Raw genomic sequence first — 16738 nt, forward strand, 5'->3', positions numbered from 1 at the left:
GCTGTCGTCCGCTTCGAAAGCCAAGGAGTTGATTTGACTCGAACTGGCGAAGACAAACATGGTGTCGAGAGTTCGAGTTCTTTCAAGAGCGAGCCTAGCCAATCGTGCGCCACGTGCTCCTGGGAGACAACGAATTTGTTGGAGAGAACGGCGGATCGAAACCCTGGAACGCGTGCCCGATGACTCAGACACCTCAGCGGATCTGTCAATTTGCGCTGAGGCCAATTCAAACCTTGGGAGCGCAGAGGCCTCGGAGACTGTATCGAACGCTCCCGTCGCCGCTATTCTTCCACAATCAGTTCGCCGGAGCCGGTGCTGCAGGCGGAGTTGTTTCTGGGGATGCAGGAGGCGTTGTGTCAGTAGCGGCAGGGGGCGTTGCTGGAGCGCTGGCATCACCCGCAGGTTCATTCGATGCAGGCATCATGAACATTACGATAATGACTATTAGGACGACGACGCCGATGCCAATAAGGACGTTCCGGTTCATCTTCGCTTCTCCCGCTTTGGTAGGATGCACTACTAACTTGCAACAACGGATCAAGGTTCCGCTGGGGCGTCGATAAAAGCGGATGCGCAACTAACGTCGTCTTTGCTCGTTCGACATGCTTAGCGGAGATCCCTCACGGGGAAGGGCGATCGGGATGTATTCTAGCCACTTTATACAATCGGATGAAGCACAGAAAGCACTGCGGTTGGCAGTAGCCGTGGGACTCGCCGTCCTTGGCATTTGGGCGATCAACTTCGAGTATCCTCGCGTTGTGTCGGAGCATGGTCTGTGGGATTTCGGTGCATTCATCGCGTCAGGGCGTGCCGCGGCGAGCGGTCTTGATCCCTACGGGATCTATCCGCCGCTGACGCCCCATGTCGTCTTCCCCGGTTTCGAAGCCTGGAATCCGAACCTCAACCCGCCAATCTCGGCGATCCTGTTCCAGCTCTTTGACATTGCGGATCACGCAACATCTCTGCGGGTATGGTGGGTCATCTCCCTCTTTTGCTACCTTGGCGCCGTTCTTCTGCTGCTGCGTCGCTATAGCGGCGGGCTAGAGGCGGTGCTGCTTGGAGTTTGGGCCTTTGCACTGGCGGGCTTCTGGGACACGCTCTATCTCGGCCAGATCTACACGCCGCTCGTTCTGGCGACGGTTGCAGCGTGGCTCTTGCTGGACCGCGGAAGGTATGTTCAGGCCGGCATCCTAATCGGCTTGCTCGTGTCTATGAAGCCGAACTTCCTGGTCTGGCCGGTGCTGCTTTTCCTGGCGGCCCACTGGCGGCCTGTTGTGGCTGCGGCTGTTACTGCCGCCGTGGTGGCGGCCGTTCCGCTCGCCGTATTCGGGCCTCAGATCTACCTGGACTGGCTGGCGCTGGTTGCGTCGGATGGCGAACGCGCCATTTTCCTCACCAACGCATCATTTGCCGGTCTCGCCTCGCGAGCTGGCCTGCCCCTGCTCGGAACGGTGCTTGGCGCGGTTCTGCTTCTTTCCCTTGCGGCGTGGTCCTTCTGGCGGCGGCCGCAGCCGATGGATGTCAGCAGCTTTGCTCTCCTTGCCGCACTTCTTGCGTCGCCGCTCGGATGGATCCACTACACGCTGTTTCTGCTGCCGGTGCTCTTCCACCACTGGCGAAGTCCGTGGACGTGGCCGGTTGCCGTTGCGCTCACCATGCCCGTGCCCCTGGTGCTGGCAGATTTCGGAAAGCCCGCCCTGACGCAGCTGACCACCGGGTCGATCTACGCATGGTCGCTCGTCTTGCTTCTGGTCGGCTTGATGGCCCAGCAGCGTTGCAATCCGACGCTCAACGCCGCCGGTAGATCGTCCAATAGTCCGTTTGCATGATCTGAAGATAATGGCGGCGGATGTAGTCGCCATAGACCTCACGCATGCCGCGGGCGGTATAGATCTCAATCGGCGATTTAGGCTCCAGGATGATCTGGGCGTCTGCAAAGATCTCGTTCGGATCGGGGAAGTGATTGCGGTCGAGGGTTCGGCCCCAATGGTACCACGGGCTGTCGCCGGTGGGCGGATCGAGACTGAGACCGGCGGAAAAGGGGTTGACGAAGTCCAGAACCACCACACGCGCCACCGGCGTATCGAGGGTCTGCAAGGCAGCCGCACCATCGGCAATTGTCTCATTGTAGCGGCGGAAGAAGTCGTACTGCCCCTGGCTCCACATGGATACAAGACGGATTCCATGGAACGCCGGAAGTGCGATCCGTTCGCCTCTGTCGGTGACGGCGTTCATCGAGTGCATCGCAAGGCTGATCGCATTGCTGGCGGTGGGTGGCAGGATCAACGCGCCCAGAAGCAGCGGTAGACCAAGTGGCCATGGTCGCTGACGGGGAAGAGCCTGCGAACGCAGCAGCAGCTCGGCAATCACTGAAGCGCCCGCACCGAACGTGAGGATACCGGCGATTTGGAAGTTTTGTTCAATGATCAGCAGCCCGCTGGCCACGCAGAAGCCAACAAACAAGATGTTCCGCAGGCGCCCTTCGAGAAGAAGCAGGATTCCGGCAAAAATTGCGAACACCATAATATCAGCGAGGTTCTTCAGGATCACGTCCGCCATGACGCGCATTGTCGGTAGTTCGCCACTGACACTGCTGGCAAGACGCAGATCCTCCAGATGGCTGAGGCTACCTTTCCATAAAAGTTCTATGAACATGACAGCGAGGATCACCAGCCCTAGCGCCATGGCGCTCCATAAGAGTTGCCGACGGTCGAGCAGCAGGAAGCTCAGGAAGGCTAGCGCCATAAGCCCATAGGTGATCTTGGTATAAAGCATCAGCAACGAGAGAACTGCGGCGCAGACAGCATCGATGATCTGTCGCCGCGGTTGGTCTGGCCGTCGTGGCAGATACATCACCAGAAGCAGGCCTAGCCCGGCCCAGCCGATACGATTGTAAAACATGGCGAAGGAGAGCTCGCCGACCCATTCGCCCGGATTGACTGGAACGGCAGCGATCAAAAGCAGGAAAACAGCCAGCGGTAGCCCGATCAACATACGCATTCGGCTCCCGATCACCTCGGAGGCGATGATCGCAAGCAAAAGAACGACCAGCGCCATTCCGGCGGGCATGGCACCACCCAATGTGCCGGAGATGCCGTAGCCGGCTGCAGGGATATAAAAGGCGAGGGGACCAAGCGAGCTGTGAAAATCTACGTTCGGAACCTGCCCTGACCATATCCGGTGCGCCCCGTCGAGGAAGATGAAGAGATCGTTGACGTACTTGGTCGTCACCGTGTCGCCTGGTAGGCTCAGGACCATTGCGAGCACCAGTCCGGTGACGAGAATGGACGACCGCAGGCCAAGGATCGGCCACCACTTCGAGAACTGCTCTGCCTGCGATGAGCCCGGTGTAGCTGTCTCGATTGGAGTCACTGTTTCGGGTCTCCCGTCTCCCGCTTTCGATAGACGATCCATGTATCGCTCTCCTGCAGGAGATCAAATTCGCGCGAGATGAAGGGGCCGTAGATCTGCTGCAGCGGGGTACTGTTGATGCCGACCTTCGGGATCATCACAATTTCTGCATCCGCAAGGAGGGCTTCAGGAGGAAGATGTGTCTTCTCATCGACATTCCTGCCCCAGTGCAGCCAGGCACTGTCACCGGTCGGTGGACGGAGGCCGAGCCCAGCCGAGAACGGATTGACGAAATCGAGGACGACCACCCGTTCCGGCGGTGGCGAGAGCGACTGCAGCAGCCTGCTCCCCTCGATTATGCTCTCGTGATAGCGGCTCATGAACGTGTCGGGCGACGCGCCGGGCGCAACCAGCCTCAGGTCTTCAAGCTTCGGGAGGTGAAGCGAGATGCCGGCATCCATCAATGAGAGACGCGCATGAAGGGCGAGCACCGATGCGTGGTGGACGCTTGGGGGAAGCAGAAAGAAAGCGAGAAGCAGCGGCATGCCGTAGCCTGCCGAGGCACTGTCTGAATTCCCATCGGCGCGCTTTCGCGAGAGGAGCCGGCAGGCGCTTTCGGCTGCCACTGCCGCACCGGAATAGAGGCTAATGATACCCCAGCCATGGGCATTCTGATTGAGTATCAAGATGCCAGAAACGGCACAAAAGCCGTAGAACAGGAGATCGCGGACACTGCGGGTCCGCCACAACGTCACAGCGGCCGAAATCGCGTAGACAGTCAGATCGGCAAGGTTGTTCAGCCCTGAACGAACAAGAGCGAAGAGATCTCGGCCACCGCTGACCCGCGCCGCAGCCGCCAGATCCTCGACATGCTGCCATGTGCCGCGCCATGCAAGTTCGACCAAGGCAGCGCCAACGATCGTCAGCAGAAGGCCCCCAAGAACCCAACTGCGTTGCTGCCGATCAAGCAGCATGAAGGCAAGGAAGCCAATTGAGACAAGCCCGTAGGTGGCCTTCGTGTAGAACTGCAGCAGGAGGAGAACAGCCGCTGCCGCGGCGTCGGCGAGATCGCCAGCGTGTGTTGCCTGTCGCGGTCTGATGTACATGACGAGGAGTAGCCCCAGGGCTGCCCATCCGATGCGGTTGTAGAACATCGCGAAGGATAACTGCGACACGGGGCTTCCAAGGTTGATCGGGGCGGCGAGCATGAGGACCAGAAAGCCGCCGAAGGCCAACGCGATCGGCGTGCGCAACCGGGACTGCAGAATGCGGATGGCAGGGGCGAGGAAAGCCACAAGCAGCACAGCCATGCCGACCGGCATGGCTGTCCCGAGGTTCCCGCTCAGCCAGTATCCAACCGCTGGGATGTAGAAGACCAGCGGCCCTAGGGCCGTGTGGAAGTCTCGGTTAGGCAACTGACTCCATGCGATGCGATGGGCCCCGTCGAGGAAGATCAAGACATCATTCGTGAAGGCTGCCGTGATCGTCCGGCCCGGCAAGGCCAGCATCGCGGCACAGACAAGCGTGAGCGTCACGAGGCCGATTGCGGTGGCGCTGGACCGCAACTGTCCGCCTTCGGCGCCCGTCACTTCAAGCCCGCATCCGGCAGATTGCGACGGAATAGGATCCAGTGCTGGCTCTCCTCTACCTTGGAGAAATTTGCGGTCACGTAAGCCAGGTAGTCGGCAGCGGGTCCAACTGGTGCGTCGCCAGGATTGCGAAAAATCACGGTGTCGGCATCAGCGAGTGTTCGGGCAGGCCGTGCGAAATCGTCGTCCCCGACATTCTGCCAACGAAGGTCGTTCAGGCCGGAATTGGAGCGCGGAAGATCCAGCGCCGCGCTGAATACATCCACCGAGCCCGCAACCGCGAGCCGCCCAACCGGTTCATCCTGTCTGTCAAGAAGAGACAGTCCGTCCTCCACCGTCGACAGATACCATCGGCTACTGCCGAAATCGCCACCGGTCCAAAGGTCGGCAAGACGCATACTGGTCATGTGAGGCAGTTCCACCGCCTGACCGGCTCTCACGGTGGCGGCACCGGCATGCAGGACCAAAGCCATGCCACAATGGAGGATGGTCGGCAGCATGAAGGCTAGAAAGTAGAGCTTTACGCCGCTCACGTTGGCGAACGCTCCTTCACCTCCGTCCGCCGTGTCGTCCATCTCGCGCAAAAGCCGCTCGGCGGCAACGGCGGCCGCTGCATGAATGGATATGATCCCCCATCGCTGGACATTGTGGCTCAGCAGCCACAGGCCGGCGATGCTGCAGAAGAGGAAGAAGACAAAGTCTCGCAGCCTCCACCGGCGCCAAAGTGCCAGTCCCGCGATAAGCGATAGCAGGAGCAGGTCGGCCAGATGCGCCACGCCAGCCTCCAGCAGTCTCTGCAACTCGGTCCCAAAGTTATCCCTTCCCAGCATCTCCTGCCAAGCGTCGCGGACATAGGTGGAGGAGCCCCCCCACAGGAGCTCGACGATCAGGACCAGGGCAGCGATGACAGCCAACGCGAGAGCCGTCCAGCTTCGCTGCCGGCTATCTGTGATCATGAAGAGGAGAAAGCCAAGCGCCACTAGACCATAGGTCAGGCGCAGATAGATCATGCTCACCGTCAGCACCGTTGCGCAAACAGCGTCCAACAGCATCTGGTGGCGGACGGCGCTACGGGGGCGGAGATACAGGAGGAGCAGGAGCGCAAGCGCTACCCAGCCGATCCGGTTGTAGAACATGGAGAACGACAGGGCCGTGACGGCTTCACCGAGGTTCATCGGCGCCGCGAGGATGAGAAGCAGGAAGGCCGAAAAGACGATGGCCAGGAAGGGGTGCAGACGCGAACCAAGGACGTGGCTTGCGATCACGGTCATGCAGGCGGTGAAGAGCGCCATCGCCACAGGCATAGCCGCTCCATAGCTGCCGGTGAGGGCATAACCGGTAGCCGGACCATAATAGGCGAGTGGACCAAGTGTCGTGTGAAAGTCGCGGCTCGGAACCTGACCCGTCAGGACACGGTGGATGCCGTCGATCACCAGGAACAGTTCGTCGAGAGACTTGGTCGCTACAGCAACCCCTGGCAAGGCAAGGAGCACAACACAGACCAGGCCAATCGTGATGATCACGCCACTGCGAGAGAGGCAGCGCCTTCTTAGCGCCTCCCCCGCATTGCTGCGGGCGAACGTCGCTATCACAGCTTCAGCCTCTTGAAGACCGGCTCTGGAATCGAGCGGATCACTGTCATGAGCGGCCACCAGATGCTGCGCACATAGATAACGTCACGGCTCGTCTTTTCTTCTGCCGCCGCGAAGATCGCACCCGCGACCTCCCTCGGCTCAGCCGTCAGCAGTCCCGGCAGCTTCATTCCGGCAGTCATGCGCGTGCGCACGAAGCCAGGCTTCACCGTCACCACGCGTGCGCCCGCTTTTGCGAGCCTGTTTCGTAGGCCGGAAAGGAAAGCGGTGAAGCCAGCCTTTGCTGCCCCGTAGACGTAATTCGACGCCCTGCCTCGATCTCCTGCCACGGAACTGACGCCGACGATGGTCCCGGATCCTCGTGCAGCAAACCGATCTGCGATCAAGCCGAGAAACAGCGCCGGCCCTTCAAAGTTGGTCCGCATCACCATGCTGGCGTGATCAAGTTCTTTCTCCGCGCGATCCTGCTCACCAAGCTCTCCTACCACACACACCACGGTGTCAGGCAAGACAGGAAGCCCCCTGACAAAATCGCTGAAACGGTCGCTGTCAAGGATGTCCAGGCAATGAACGGAGACGTTCGCGCCGCTTCGCGTCCCGATGTCGTCCGCCTCCCGCTGCACGGACTCAAGGCTGCGGCCGGCAAGCTGCACGTCCCAGCCCGCCGTGGCATAGGTAAGTGCCGTTGCCCGTCCGATGTCGGATGTGGCTCCCACCAGGAGCACGCTCTTGCCAGTTCTATTCATATACCAAGCCTTGTTGCGAGACGGGAGGCGAAGTGGGCGTCTCCACCGGTTGCGCGTCGAATGTCCCGGAACGCGGCCAGCTGCGGATAGCCAGCTTCGAACGTCAGACGCGATTGGCGCGCGTCTTTCGCCAGATAGAGCCGCCCACCCGCATCGACAACGACCTTGTCGATCTCCTCCAACAAGGGGAACACGTCCTCGGTGACGGGAAGGTCTAGCGCAAGCGTGTAACCTGCCATCGGGAAGGAGAGGAGGCCAGTTCCGGGGCCGAGTTTCTTGAGCACGGCCAGAAATGACCCTTTGCCGGAAGCGGCAAACCGCTGGAGGATTTCTCCGAGCACTGCGAGCGCATTTGTGTCCGGCACGACGCACTGGTGCTGCAGAAATCCACTCCTGCCATAAAGGCGGTTCCATTGATGGATGCCGTCCAGCGGGAAGAAGTAGGGGTTCCAGTGGACCAATGACGGCGCTCCCGATTTGCGCACTCCAGCGCGGAAATAGGCTCCGTTGAAGGCGGATACGCTGGTGCGGTTGAGCGCCCACGCGGGCAAGTCCATCGGCAGTGAGAGCCTCGGCCTAGTCGGCGACGGAAAAAGTTCCCTTTCAGCCTTGTGCGCGACGACCTGCTCGCGCTTGGCATGCTCGCCGACGAAGATCAGGGAGCGTCCAAGCGATGCGCCGCGCGCGAGGCAGTCGATCCACGCTACGCTGTAGGAACTCTCGTCTGCGGCCTGCAGCGCGGCCAGAGCTTCTTCCAGATCGTCAGCGACGATGGTTTTCTGGTTGATCCAACCCGTCTCTATCGGCTTCATGTAAAAGGAAGCTTCGGTGATCACGCCCGTCAGTCCCATTCCGCCTATCGTGGCGAAGAAGAGATCCACGTTTTCGTTACGGCTGCAGTTCAGCACCTCACCGTCCCCCATGATTAGCTTGAACGACGCGACATGAGCGCCGAACCCGCCGTCGCGGTGATGGTTCTTTCCGTGAACGTCTGAAGCAATCATGCCGCCCACCGTCACGAACTTCGTTCCCGGGACGACAGGAGGAAAGTAGCCGCGCGGGATGAAGGCATCGAGGATGTCGGAGAGCATTACTCCCGCCTCAACTGTCAGCAGCAGGGTTTGCGGATCGAAACGCTTCATCCGCCCGATCCCGCGGCATATGAGCGTGGCAACGTCCCCCAGTGCCGCATCGCCATAGGACCGCCCGTTGCCGCGCGCAATCACGCCATGTCGCTTAGCCACGGCCTCGGCCGCATCTGCAGACGTCCGGCAGTCGAACACCTCGCTCACAAGCCGGGGATACCGTCCCCAACCTTCAAGAATCATCTCAAGCCCCTTCCGCGCGGAACACGAACCTGCGGTCGAGGGCGTATTTGGACACATATCCGATGGCCAGGCCAAGTGCGCCGCCCGCATATTTTGCGAGGTTCGTGCCCCAAATGGCCCAGAAGATGATCTCGAAGCTCCAGAAAATGGCCGTGGTAAGGACACTGAACAGGCCATAGAGGGCGATCTTTTTCGCCTCGCTGCTGTGAGATGTGTAGCCGTCGAAGAAGATCCATTTCTTGTCGAGGACATATTTGACGGCGAAGCCAGCGATCGTTCCAATGAGGATCGACAAGATCAATGGGTGACCGGGCAGGACCTGCACCGTCATCTCCTGAGCCAAGAAATTCACGGCGGTGGCTATGACAGCAAAAGCGACATAGCGCACCCCAACAGAAATCCGCTGCCCCTCCCTCGGCGAGGCAGCTTCCACGAACTTTTCCATCAGCAGCTCACATCGCCCCTACCATGAAAACGCTGACAGCGCCTAGGCTGACCAGGCTAACCTTGTCCTTCAGCGCAAACACCACCGGGTCATCATGCATTTGCCCTCGATGCGCCAACATCAATACTCTTGCGATCCAGTAGGTCAGTATCGGCGCCACAAACCATAGAACTTCGGGGCGAGTGTAGAGCGACTGAACGTCCTCGCTGGCGATGTAAAGAGCGAAAAGAGTAAGAGCGTTGACGCCGGCGGCAGCCGCCAAGGCGCCTACCATCGCCACGTCGTCATTGCGGTAGTCTCGGCTCTTGGAATCCGGTAGATTTGCCTCCTTGCGCGCGAGGAGTTCCACATACCGCTTGACGAGAGCAAGTGACAGGAACCAGCTCATCATGAAGGCAAGCAGCCAGGGCGAGACCGCGACCGACAGTGCAACGGCACCGCCGACCACGCGGGTGGTGTAAAGACCCGCCAGCGCCACCACATCGAGGATCATCTTTCGCTTCAGAACGAAGGAATAGGCCGTGGTGAGGGCAAAATAACCTGCGAGAACTGCAATGAACGGAAGGGATATGAAACCCGCGGAGACAAACGCCATGCACAAAAGAAGCGGGATGGCAATCAGCGCATGGGACAACGGAATAGCGCCACAGGCGAGCGGTCGCTGGCACTTTGTGCGATGTGCCCGGTCATCCTGCAGGTCGATAAGATCGTTTAAAAGATAAACGCTCGACGCGCAAAGAGAGAAGGCAATGGCGGCAAGCAAGGTCTGCATGACGCTCGCGATGTCGAAGAGGTGGCTGGCGAGCAGCGGCACAAAAACCAGGCCGTTCTTCGCATACTGATGGACCCTGAGCATACGCGCCCAAGTTCGCCAAGTGGGCGCATCGTGCGACAGGTGCTGCACGTCGCGACATTCGCTAGACAACTGCCGTGCAACCTTCCCTGGCGTGCGGATGGCGTAAGCTTTTGCGGCGCGGCGCCACACGGGAAGGTCGGCCTTGTCATTGCCGACGTAGTCAAAGCCGCCCTCACCGAATGCCGCTACCAGTATTCCCGCCTTGACTTCCCCGGCACAGTTCGTGGCCGCGTCGGTCGCGAACCAGCCGGTGAAGAGGCCCAGATGCGCTGCAACGGCTGAAACCAGCCGCTCGTGGCTTGCCGATGCGAGATAAACGGCTCTGCCTTCCTGGGAGGCCTGTCGAATGACCTTCAAGACTTCGGGATCATAGGGAAGCACCGCCGGATCGAAATCGCGCGGCTCCGAGAGCCGGTGCTTCAAACTTGCCTTCCCCTCTCCCAATGCGCGGACCATTTCCACGATCGAGTGCGGGCAGTGGCTGAGTTCGGAAAAAGCGCATTCGATCAGCAGGTCCGACCGTATGAGTGTCCCGTCGAGGTCGACAACAAGCGGACGGCCACCTTTGCGCCCTTTGTGCTGCGAAGGAGCCAGCTTAACATCGATCGTCGGTTCGTGTCTGGATGCCCAGCGATTTTCCCGGTCCCGAAACTGAAATCGGTTAACCGGCTGGAGAAGGTTGTCCTGAAGTTCGCTCACGTAAAGCCTTTCGGGGCCCTTGGGGAGAAGGCATGGCCGGGTGACCAACTGAAGATGCAGAGATTAGTTCCCAATCTAAAATGGTCTGGCAGAAGCAAATCGTCGGCTAGCGACCGGCGGCGGAAAAGACCGGGTCCTGATGAGTATCGGCCGTGAACTTGTTGCGACGGCGAAGAGTGAACCTGCGGCAGGGCGCCTACAAGCGCCTGACGCGATCGGACGCGCAAGATCAAAGCAGCCAGCTCAGAGAGCTCTCGAGTTGCTCTCTGGCATTTCGGTCAAATGGTCGGCCGTGCGCAAATATCACCATTGCAGGGTCAAATGCCACCAACTGGCGCGCTGCTTCTTTCGCCGCAGGTCCTTTGAGCCTCACGATCGCGCGCAAGTAAATGGGGGCCTTTCCTGTCGGAGCGACAACGCCGGCGACCCTTGCCACTCCGCGAAACAAGCCCGAGAGCTTGGGTGGCTCCAAATTTTGCACCAGGTCCGTCAGGATGAGCGTGCGGCTTGCGCGATGATAGAAACAGATCTCGCAGAAGCCGGCGACGCCGGGCACCTCCACTTGATCGATCTCGTCTTCCCACGCAGCGGGTGATCTGGAGGTCAGGTCATGATCGAGCCGCAAACCCGACTTTTTCACCTGCGCGCGTTGCCGCAGCCCTGGTGCAGCCCAGGTGATCGCCTGCGGCACATGCCTTTGCCACTCTTCAAGATAGGTCCAGTGAGCAATGTTGGGAGCAATGAAATGGCCGATAGGACCCAGCCTCTCGATCTCCTTGTGCAGGCCGACGCTGTATTTCGTCGGTGAGTGGAGCAGCAGTGACTGGTCCGCGAGACGCAGGACCGTCATTCTCACTGGCAGTGGTATCACGCCCATCGCCTTCAGCGGCCCGCTGTCGATGATCCAAACACCCTCGGCGAGGGCCTTCGGGGTATCAAGAGGTGGATAGGTAACAACGTCCTTTGTCATCTCTCTTCTCTCAAATTCGATGGTCAGTGCCCGGCTTCCGGGGAGAAGAAACGCCGAAAACCGTCGGAAGGTCCCCACTGGAAAATCCTGGTTCATCATCCCGGTCGACGCCTGGGCATCTCACCGGTACCAGCTCAACGCCAAGGTAGATGAGGGTCGCGTGGTGAACTTCAGCTGGAACGGTTGAGCATGGCGGGACGCATGTTGGGGTCCATCGTGGATCTCGTCAAGCTGCCCGATGCTCTTGCCAGAAGCGACCCGATGTGCATCCGGCTATGCATGACGCTTGCCACGGACGTCTTCGCCAACATGGTCATTGATCACGGTCGCTTGAGGCAGCCAAATAGACATTGCTTTGCCACTTGACGCGAAACAGGACCAGGTAGCGGAGAACACGCTACGTCTGGTGGGGAATGGGTCTTCGGCTGAGGCTTTGAAGCTGAGGAAGCCCGCCAGCGTGCTGAGGGTGATAGACGCGCGGCGCAGGAACGTGCTGAGGCCGAGGCGGCGGAACGTCTACTCCGGTCTACAGTCGGCTAGGCTTTCAGAGCATTCACGGCGCTCGGTCGGTGACGAGGGCTACCCGTTCGAGAATGTGCGTTTGCGTCTGCTGTCTAACGGCGGTTGGGCAGTGAAGCGTCCGCCGCATCGCGTCTTCCGTTAACGTCCACGTTTTGGCCCGTTTGCCTGCTCGCTCCATCTCGAACATGCAGATCGACAAGTAACGGCGGCTTCGGTTCGAGAGTGGGTGCGGCAGCGTTGCACCGTTGGTGGCAAATCTGCTTATACCTGTTCTTCTGGAACTAGAACGATGGAGCTTAGTTGCAGGATCGAACGATGGAGGACACGTCATGAGCGACGGCGAGCTTGCTGGCCTTGCAACAACGGCTCGGATCAAGGGCCATCCCTTGCACCCCCTCCTGGTCCCGCTACCGATAGGCTTCTTTGTCGCCACGCTCCTGTGCGATCTCGCATTTTGGTGGACCGCTGAACCTCTCTGGACGACTGCCGGATTCTGGGCTCTTTTTGTGGCGATAGTTACCGCAGCAATTGCAGCGGTCGCAGGTTTGATGGACTTTGTCGGCAACCGCAGGATACGGGGTCTCCGCGACGCTTGGCGTCACATGCTCGGAAATGTCGTTGCCGTTGTCGTGGCGATTGCCAGTCTTCTGCTCCGTTGGTCAGACGGGCCTCCTGCGGTGATCCCTTGGGGGCTGGGAGCATCTACATTTATCTTCGTTCTCATCCTTTACACCGGGTGGAAAGGGGGCGAGCTATCCTACAGACACCGAGTGGGTATGCTTCCTGATGAAACCCAACTCGGCCATCGCAGGTGACCTCACCGACCTCTCAGGCGATAGTTCAGCTATGGCGGAACGATCATGGTGCGGCCAGAGCGGCAGCATGTGAAATATGGCCCCACCTCCTAGCCTTCAGCGGCCCAGTCGGGAGCTGTTCGATGTCTTCCGCAAGAATGAGCGAGCAACATCCCCTTGCTGCTATAGACAGCAAGAGGACATGCAGTGCTGTCCGTATAGCGCGGCGATCGGGATGGGACCTATCTCACCTTGTTTGTCGCCGCGCAGCAAGGGACGATCTTCCGTCGGCAAAGTCAGCCGCTCTCATGAGGTCGCCTCCCTTCAGCGACGGCGCTAACGCCTGCGCCAGCATCTGGCTCGGGCGATAGGTGAGGCGGTGTCGCAAGTTCATCACTCAAGAGTTTTGAACCGCTATGGAGGGTTGATCGCCTCTACCAAGGCAAACGGCGCTGGTCGTTCATGAATGAACCCGTCTCCCCTTCAGTCGCATTTACCAGCTGAACGATGACTTTCGCCGCCTGCTCAACCGTTTTGTAGCCTGTGTTGCCGTTAAAATCGGTCTTCGTGTAACCTGGGTCAGCACTGTTGACCCTGATGCCCGAAGACGCGAGGGCCTTGGAGAACGATACCGTAACCGCATTGAGCGCCGTCTTCGAGCTGTTGTATCCCAGGCTGTTTACACCGTAAAACTCGCTCCCTGGATCAGTGAGAGAACCCAGGGAACCAAGCTCGCTGCTGACGTTGACAACGTTGGCGGCCCCGCTTGCCTTAAGCAGGGGCAGGAAAGCCTGGATGACCCGGATTGGGCCGAAAACGTTGATCTCGTAGACTTGGCGGATATCGTCCACCGTCTGATCCGCCGGATCGATAAATGCGCCGGGGATACCCGCGTTGTTGACGAGCGCGTCGAGCTTGCCATCTTCCTGGCCTACACGTTCCGCGGCGGCTTGCACGCTTGAATCGTTTTCGACAGAAATCTCTATGAGGCGCGCGTCGTGTCCGAGTTTGCGCAACGTCGCTACTGCTGTCTCGCCTCGACCGGCATCACGGGCGCCGAGCCAGACACGGTAGCCCAGCTCGCCGAGTTGTCGGGCGGTTTCAAAGCCGATGCTCTTGTTCGCGCCTGTAATCAATACGTTCTTGGACAAGGTAATTCTCCGTTCTGGTTGCTCGTCCAATATGAAAGAGGGGTTGAGCGACCGCCTGCCAGATTCTATCGAGTTCTTGCCTAATCCTGCCGGAGTACTTGCCTGATTTAAGATCAGGTGCAATTCATGAGGCATGGAAAACGTCAGCCAAGAACTAAAGTCTTTGATCGAAAGACACTCGCGCGGCGACCGCACGACGACCGCGATACCCTGCATGAGTTTGCTGACAGCAGAGCGAGCGACGGAACCGACTGCCGGGATGACGGAGCTTGTCATGTGTCTGGTCCTGCAGGGAGCGAAGGCTGTAACCTGTGGGGAGAACGAGCTGCACTACTCTGCGGGCAGCTACTTCATTGCTTCGATCGAGATACCTGTTTTCGGCAGAGTATCCGCAGCAAGCCACCAGAAGCCGTTTCTAGGTATCGGCTTCAACTTTGACCCGCGCAAGATTGCAGAGCTCGTGATGGATATGCCGGGCGTGCACGATCCGGAATACCTGTGCGGCCTTGGCGTCAGCCAGAGCGATCCACAACTTGAGGAGGCTTTTCTTCGCATGGTGCGCCTTCTCGACAGAACGGCCGAGATACCGATCATGGCACCTATGGTGGAGCGGGGAATCCTATTTCGCCTGTTACAAGGGCCGCAGGGAGCGAAGCTTCGGCAGATCGCTCAAGTGGACGGGCGTCACTCTCAGGTCAGGCGGGCACTCGCGTGGATCCGCGACAACCTGACCGAACCCTTCAGAGTCGAGGACCTGGCGCGCATGACCGGGATGAGCGTCTCGGTTTTTCATCGCCATTTCAAGGCAGCGACGACCATGACACCCATTCAATACCAGAAGCGCTTCCGTCTGCACGAGGCACGCCGCCAGTTGCTTGGCGCTTCAGGTGACGCTACGCGCGTAGCCTTTTCCGTGGGTTATGAAAGCGCATCGCAATTCAGCCGTGAGTACGCACGTTTATTTGGGCTTCCTCCAGCTCGCGACGCGGCCCGATTGCGGGCGGAAGCCGTGGCGCAGCTGGTACCAGAGGGCATCCAAGGTCAGCTCGCGCAGCGGCCTTTGCAACGTGCCGCGGTTGAAGCGGACGCCCCACTTGATAAGTGATCTATCAATACAAGTGCTCCGCAGGCACAAATCGTCGCGTCCCCTAGCCGCTATTCGCAAATCCACGGCGCTGATTCCGAAAGAACTTCTTTGAAGGAAACTGACGCTAGGTCTGCACCTGTTTCATCCGCAATAAACATGATAGCAGGGCCGACGAGGCGGCCAGAGCGGACGCGCTCACTGATGAGGCTGCGAACATCCTCTTTGGCTGAGGCAAGGGCGGCTGCTAGGTCCGGCAGTTCACTCCCATCTGGATCTTCAAGGAAGGTCTCGTCGCGGAGGTGGAAAAAGAACTTCGGCATGCGCGATGAACTATCGCGGCTTTGGGAAGTTCCTAGCGGATACCGTACGGAGGCGCGGCTTGACAATCAGCCACCGGGAACTGAACCCCCTTCTCCATCTTTCAATGAGAATTGCAAGGAACCTGCGAGACCACATGATCGAGACCAACAACCACCTCCTCAAGCAGCTATCGTCACAAGATGCAGCGCTGCTGACGCCGATGCTGGAGCATGTTGATCTTAAGCAGAATGATACCCTATTCGAACCTTTGCAGGAAATCCCATACGTTTACTTCTTCAACGGTGGCCTTTCCTCAGAAGTGGCCACCAATGCAGATGGCCAGCGCATCGAGGTTGGATGCATCGGCAATGAAGGGTTCTCCAGCGTTCCTGTGGTCCTGGGTGCCGGTAGTTCCCCTCACCGTAGCTTCATGCAGGCTGGTGCACCGGCGCTCAGGATAAGGTCTGCTGATTTAAGGGGGGCGATGGCGGCAAGTCCAACCCTTTCATCGCTGCTTATGCGCTTTGCCCACGTCTTCATGTGCCAGATCGCCGCGACAGCTCTCGCCGACGGCCGCTACAAAGTCGAACAACGCTTGGCTCGCTGGCTGCTCATGTCGCAGGACAGGCTTGGCCGGGAATTGCCCCTTACGCACGACTTTCTCAGTCTTATGCTCGGTGTCAGGCGTCCGAGCGTTACGGATGCTCTGCATGTTCTGGAAGGAGAGCGGGCGATCACTGCGGAGCGCATGCTTATCAAAGTCAGAGATCGGTCCAGGCTTGAGACCTTTGCGGGCGATGCCTATGGCGCTCCTGAGGCCGAATACCGGCGCGTGATCTCCCACAACTGGCCAGCATAATAGCGTCAGGCTGACCCTGTAGCCGAGATACCGGCAGTAACGGCGCAAGCGCGGCTAGCTTGTCTGTCACTGACGCGGAGCACCGAAGGCTCCATGGACGTTAGTGGTGGAACCTTGGCATACGTGAGATGGGCCGAACCTTCCAGATAGAATTTCGCTGACGCAACAAGGCTTGAACGCTATTAGTCGGAAGCGTGGCGAAACAGGAGCTTGCGCTTTAGCAGGATGATCAGGCCGCCTCCGACCAGAACGCAGAGCACCTCCGCCACCCACCGCGACGCTCCGCCGAGGACCAGATGCGGAAGTCCCGTCGCCAACCCCATACCGACCAGCGCCATGGCAGGAATCAACGCCAAGGCCACCATGACTCCCGTGCCGAGGACCTTCATGCGTGAGGACACGATGATCCCACCTGCCAGTCCGGCAAGAAGGGATGTTGCGATGCCGCT

General features: G+C 59.4%; 16 protein-coding genes. 5 read left to right on the plus strand and 11 right to left on the minus strand.

Annotated features, from left to right (window positions below; translation table 11 throughout):
* Positions 1-704 precede the first annotated feature (704 nt).
* Positions 705-1829 (plus strand): glycosyltransferase family 87 protein, encoded by a 1125-nt coding sequence (locus LXM96_RS20845; RefSeq protein ID WP_240000481.1) that lies wholly within the window; start codon positions 705-707, stop codon positions 1827-1829.
* Here LXM96_RS20845 and LXM96_RS20850 read toward each other — a convergent pair.
* The 8 genes from LXM96_RS20850 to LXM96_RS20885 all read right to left on the minus strand — a co-directional run bounded on the left by LXM96_RS20850 (position 1789) and on the right by LXM96_RS20885 (position 11576).
* On the minus strand, positions 1789-3414 hold the full coding sequence (locus LXM96_RS20850) for a hypothetical protein (RefSeq protein WP_240000482.1): 1626 nt from the start codon (positions 3412-3414) through the stop codon (positions 1789-1791). The genes LXM96_RS20845 and LXM96_RS20850 overlap by 41 nt on opposite strands.
* Entirely contained in the window at positions 3369-4940 is a 1572-nt protein-coding gene (locus tag LXM96_RS20855) for a hypothetical protein (RefSeq protein WP_240000483.1), read from the minus strand. The genes LXM96_RS20850 and LXM96_RS20855 overlap by 46 nt, the downstream gene beginning before the upstream one ends.
* A complete protein-coding gene (locus LXM96_RS20860; RefSeq protein WP_240000484.1) occupies positions 4937-6532 on the minus strand; it encodes a hypothetical protein in 1596 nt (531 codons plus the stop codon). The genes LXM96_RS20855 and LXM96_RS20860 overlap by 4 nt, the downstream gene beginning before the upstream one ends.
* Complete coding sequence (locus tag LXM96_RS20865) at positions 6529-7278, minus strand: SDR family oxidoreductase (RefSeq protein ID WP_240000485.1); 750 nt, start codon at positions 7276-7278, stop codon at positions 6529-6531. Before LXM96_RS20865 ends, LXM96_RS20860 begins: the two co-directional genes overlap by 4 nt.
* Complete coding sequence (locus LXM96_RS20870) at positions 7275-8606, minus strand: FAD-binding oxidoreductase (protein WP_240000486.1); 1332 nt, start codon at positions 8604-8606, stop codon at positions 7275-7277. Before LXM96_RS20870 ends, LXM96_RS20865 begins: the two co-directional genes overlap by 4 nt.
* Before the next feature lies 1 nt (position 8607).
* Positions 8608-9051 (minus strand): GtrA family protein, encoded by a 444-nt coding sequence (locus tag LXM96_RS20875; RefSeq protein ID WP_240000487.1) that lies wholly within the window; start codon positions 9049-9051, stop codon positions 8608-8610.
* Between the two features lie 7 nt (positions 9052-9058).
* The gene (locus tag LXM96_RS20880) at positions 9059-10513 is read right to left on the minus strand and encodes a UbiA family prenyltransferase (RefSeq protein WP_240000495.1); all 1455 of its coding nucleotides are present in this window, start codon (positions 10511-10513) and stop codon (positions 9059-9061) included.
* A gap of 322 nt (positions 10514-10835) precedes the next feature.
* Positions 10836-11576, minus strand: a complete 741-nt coding sequence (locus tag LXM96_RS20885; protein ID WP_240000488.1) for a DUF4336 domain-containing protein — start codon at positions 11574-11576, stop codon at positions 10836-10838.
* A 189-nt stretch (positions 11577-11765) separates the two neighbouring features.
* Here LXM96_RS20885 and LXM96_RS20890 point away from each other — a divergent pair, with 189 nt between their 5' ends.
* Both LXM96_RS20890 and LXM96_RS20895 read left to right on the plus strand, forming a co-directional pair.
* On the plus strand, positions 11766-11942 hold the full coding sequence (locus LXM96_RS20890; protein WP_240000489.1) for a hypothetical protein: 177 nt from the start codon (positions 11766-11768) through the stop codon (positions 11940-11942).
* A 485-nt stretch (positions 11943-12427) separates the two neighbouring features.
* Positions 12428-12913 (plus strand): DUF2231 domain-containing protein, encoded by a 486-nt coding sequence (locus LXM96_RS20895; protein ID WP_240000490.1) that lies wholly within the window; start codon positions 12428-12430, stop codon positions 12911-12913.
* 413 nt (positions 12914-13326) lie between these two features.
* Here the strand turns inward: LXM96_RS20895 and LXM96_RS20900 are convergent, their stop codons facing one another.
* Positions 13327-14319, minus strand: coding sequence for an SDR family oxidoreductase (locus LXM96_RS20900; protein ID WP_240000491.1), 993 nt, complete (start codon positions 14317-14319; stop codon positions 13327-13329).
* On the opposite strand from LXM96_RS20900, the gene LXM96_RS20905 reads away from it, so the two are divergent.
* Positions 14207-15148 (plus strand): AraC family transcriptional regulator, encoded by a 942-nt coding sequence (locus LXM96_RS20905; protein WP_240000492.1) that lies wholly within the window; start codon positions 14207-14209, stop codon positions 15146-15148. The two genes, LXM96_RS20900 and LXM96_RS20905, sit on opposite strands and share 113 nt — an antisense overlap.
* Before the next feature lie 50 nt (positions 15149-15198).
* Here LXM96_RS20905 and LXM96_RS21955 read toward each other — a convergent pair whose 3' ends face one another.
* Positions 15199-15450, minus strand: coding sequence for a DUF6894 family protein (locus tag LXM96_RS21955; protein WP_394802013.1), 252 nt, complete (start codon positions 15448-15450; stop codon positions 15199-15201).
* 134 nt (positions 15451-15584) lie between these two features.
* Here LXM96_RS21955 and LXM96_RS20910 point away from each other — a divergent pair, with 134 nt between their 5' ends.
* Entirely contained in the window at positions 15585-16289 is a 705-nt protein-coding gene (locus LXM96_RS20910) for a Crp/Fnr family transcriptional regulator (protein WP_240000493.1), read from the plus strand.
* A 182-nt stretch (positions 16290-16471) separates the two neighbouring features.
* Here the strand turns inward: LXM96_RS20910 and LXM96_RS20915 are convergent.
* A partial coding sequence (locus LXM96_RS20915; protein WP_240000494.1) for a DUF389 domain-containing protein occupies positions 16472-16738 on the minus strand: 267 nt, incomplete at its 5' end.

This window comes from Rhizobium halophilum (genome assembly GCF_021648825.1).
Lineage (GTDB): Bacteria > Pseudomonadota > Alphaproteobacteria > Rhizobiales > Rhizobiaceae > Neorhizobium > Neorhizobium halophilum.

Excerpts from the sequence above, each read along its gene's own strand:
- LXM96_RS20875 (WP_240000487.1), bottom strand. The coding sequence starts at position 9,051 with ATGGAAAAGTTCGTGGAAGCTGCCTCGCCGAGGGAGGGGCAGCGGATT.
- LXM96_RS20900 (WP_240000491.1), bottom strand. The coding sequence starts at position 14,319 with ATGACAAGCTCCGTCATCCCGGCAGTCGGTTCCGTCGCTCGCTCTGCT.
- LXM96_RS20865 (WP_240000485.1), bottom strand. The coding sequence starts at position 7,278 with ATGAATAGAACTGGCAAGAGCGTGCTCCTGGTGGGAGCCACATCCGAC.
- LXM96_RS20850 (WP_240000482.1), bottom strand. The coding sequence starts at position 3,414 with ATGGATCGTCTATCGAAAGCGGGAGACGGGAGACCCGAAACAGTGACT.
- LXM96_RS20895 (WP_240000490.1), top strand. The coding sequence starts at position 12,428 with ATGAGCGACGGCGAGCTTGCTGGCCTTGCAACAACGGCTCGGATCAAG.
- LXM96_RS20910 (WP_240000493.1), top strand. The coding sequence starts at position 15,585 with ATGATCGAGACCAACAACCACCTCCTCAAGCAGCTATCGTCACAAGAT.
- LXM96_RS21955 (WP_394802013.1), bottom strand. The coding sequence starts at position 15,450 with ATGCCGAAGTTCTTTTTCCACCTCCGCGACGAGACCTTCCTTGAAGAT.
- LXM96_RS20870 (WP_240000486.1), bottom strand. The coding sequence starts at position 8,606 with ATGATTCTTGAAGGTTGGGGACGGTATCCCCGGCTTGTGAGCGAGGTG.
- LXM96_RS20890 (WP_240000489.1), top strand. The coding sequence starts at position 11,766 with ATGGCGGGACGCATGTTGGGGTCCATCGTGGATCTCGTCAAGCTGCCC.
- LXM96_RS20885 (WP_240000488.1), bottom strand. The coding sequence starts at position 11,576 with ATGACAAAGGACGTTGTTACCTATCCACCTCTTGATACCCCGAAGGCC.